The sequence below is a fragment of the Mycolicibacter nonchromogenicus genome (genome assembly GCF_002101775.1).
Classification (GTDB): Bacteria; Actinomycetota; Actinomycetes; order Mycobacteriales; family Mycobacteriaceae; genus Mycobacterium; species Mycobacterium nonchromogenicum.
Map to the genome: position 1 here is coordinate 1 of NZ_LQPI01000056.1, position 2,448 is coordinate 2,448.

General features: G+C 66.1%; 2 protein-coding genes and 1 tRNA gene. 2 read left to right on the forward strand and 1 reads right to left on the reverse strand.

Annotation, left to right across the window (positions count from 1 at the left end; genetic code table 11):
• Positions 1-378 precede the first annotated feature (378 nt).
• Positions 379-452: transfer RNA gene (locus AWC18_RS15580), tRNA-Gly, on the reverse strand.
• A 136-nt stretch (positions 453-588) separates the two neighbouring features.
• Here AWC18_RS15580 and dcd point away from each other — a divergent pair.
• Together dcd and AWC18_RS15590 are read left to right on the forward strand one after the other, a co-directional pair.
• Positions 589-1,161, forward strand: coding sequence for a dCTP deaminase (dcd, locus tag AWC18_RS15585; protein WP_076049520.1), 573 nt, complete (start codon positions 589-591; stop codon positions 1,159-1,161).
• Between the two features lie 109 nt (positions 1,162-1,270).
• Positions 1,271-2,448: DUF7159 family protein (locus tag AWC18_RS15590; RefSeq protein WP_133054999.1), on the forward strand; the 1,178-nt coding region annotated here is incomplete at its 3' end.

Sequence of the window (2,448 nt, forward strand, 5' to 3'; positions counted from 1 at the left end):
ACCTTCAATCACTCGGCTACGACACGCCGGCACCGCTGATCAGGTCCGACTCGTACACCACTCTGCTGGACGCAACCGATAGTCGATGTGCACTTGTGCTGATCTTCATGCAACTTGTGCGATGTGATGAATCGCCCGCTCGACGAGCATGCGGATGCCTTCGTCGGCGTCCGTTCGGTTGGATCGCTAGGTGTGAGTCGGCGGGATGGTCAGGGTCTTGTGGCTGAGTTCCGCGTCTGCAACGCAATCGCGTGCGGCCGGGTTTGGCAAACGCTTCGGAGCTTTACGTCTCGCTTCCTGACGGTCAAACCACGGCCAGAACAGCCAATCTACGACTGGAGGAAGAAAGTCAGCATCACCCCTGAAGTGCGATGTCAGTGGAGCCGATGACGGGAATCGAACCCGCGTATTCAGCTTGGGAAGCTGATGTTCTGCCATTGAACTACATCGGCACTGGTGCGCTAAGCAGGCTAGCAAACGCCTCGTCTACTCCGCCGAGTAGTCACAAGAAACCAATGCTTGCGGCGTGCCCGGCGTGATTCTGTGTCTGCTCGCCGATGGGCCGAGTTCAGCGGATACGCTCGTGCCGTGCTGCTCTCCGATCGCGATCTGCGGGCCGAAATTGCTGCTGGCCGGCTGGGCATCGACCCGTTCGACGACGCGCTGGTACAGCCGTCGAGCGTGGACGTCCGCCTCGACAGCCTGTTCCGGGTGTTCAACAACACCCGCTACACCCACATCGATCCAGCTCAACAGCAAGACGAGCTGACCACGCTGGTCGAACCCAAACCCGGCGAGCCGTTTGTGCTGCACCCCGGCGAGTTCGTGCTGGGGTCCACCCTGGAGTGCTGCACCCTTCCCGACGATCTGGCCGGCCGCCTCGAGGGCAAATCGAGCCTGGGCCGGCTGGGCCTGCTGACCCACTCCACCGCGGGTTTCATCGATCCCGGTTTCTCCGGGCACATCACCTTGGAGCTGTCCAACGTGGCCAATCTGCCGATCACATTGTGGCCGGGAATGAAGATCGGCCAGCTGTGTCTGCTGCGATTGACCAGTCCGGCGGAGCACCCATACGGCAGTACGCGCGTAGGGTCGAAATATCAGGGCCAGCGCGGGCCGACGCCGTCCCGCTCGTACCAGAACTTCATCAAGTCCGGTTAGCTCTCGGACCTGACGGCCGCCTCGCGGCTGCGATGAAGCCGGTATCGGCCAGCCCTGATGGGGGGTTCGGTCCCGCATGCCGGCCGATCAGCAGTAGAGGGGAGGTTTCGTGGATATCGTTCTTGGGGTGTCGGTGGCGCCCTCGGCGGTCCGCATGGTGCTGGTGGAAGGCGAGAACGCCGACGGGGTCACCGTCGAGCACGACGACTTCGACGTGGCAGATGATGCACAGACCGCTCCCGAGCGGGTGGTGTCGGCCATTCTCGGTACCCGCGAGGGCGCCCGCGAAGGCGGGTATGAGCTCAGCTCCACCGGCGTGACCTGGAGCGATCCGGCCGAGGCGCATGCGTTGCGTGAGGCGCTGGCCGGTCGCAAGGTCGAGAACGTGATGCTGGTGTCGGCGTTTCTGGCCGCAGCGGCGCTGGCCCAGTCTGTGGGCAGTGCGACGCGCTATGCGCGGACGGCTCTGCTGTTCGTCGAGCCGGAAGCCGCCACGTTGGCCGTGGTGAACTCTGACGACGGCGCGATCACCGAGATTCGCCGGCAGCCGCTCTCGCACGACGACGAGAGCGCGGTCGGCGAGATCACCGAGCTGGCAGCCGGCGCGCAACGGCTGGAGTCCAATCCCGAGGGCCTGTTCGTGGTGGGCTCGGGCGTCAACGTCGCGATGATCAAGCCGGAGCTGGACAAGGCCACTCCGCTGCCGGTCAGCGTGCCCGAGGAACCGGACATGGCGTTGGCCCGCGGGGCGGCGCTGGCCAGTGCCAACGCCCCGCTGTTCTCCGCTTCCACCCGGGCGCAGGCCTGGGCGCAGGATCCGGGCACCGGTGAACTGGATCCGGCACTGGCCAGTGCCGGGTACGCCTACATCGCGCCCGACGCGGTGAACTACGTCGCGCCCGACGGGGTGACCTATGACCAGGTGGATTACAACGCCACCGTCGGCAACGAGCCGCTGGCCTACAGCGCACTGCCGGATGCCGGCGTCGGTCTGGGCGGCGCGCTGGCAGATCCTGTCGACGATCCCGAACTTGTCGACTCCCGGATGCTGGACTTCAGCACCGGGGTCCAGCGGCGGGAACGTAAGCCGATGCTGGTCACCGGCGGGGTCGCGGCGCTGTTCGTCGTCGGAGTGCTCGGTCTGGCGGTCGCATTGGCTGTGGGGATGCGGGCGGCCAATCAGCACCGACCGGATGTGCGGGCCAACGTCGTCACTCAAAAGGCGCCGCCGCCCGCGGCTGTCGTCACCCCGGCGCCCCCTCCGCCGGCGGCCCCGCCGGCGCCGGG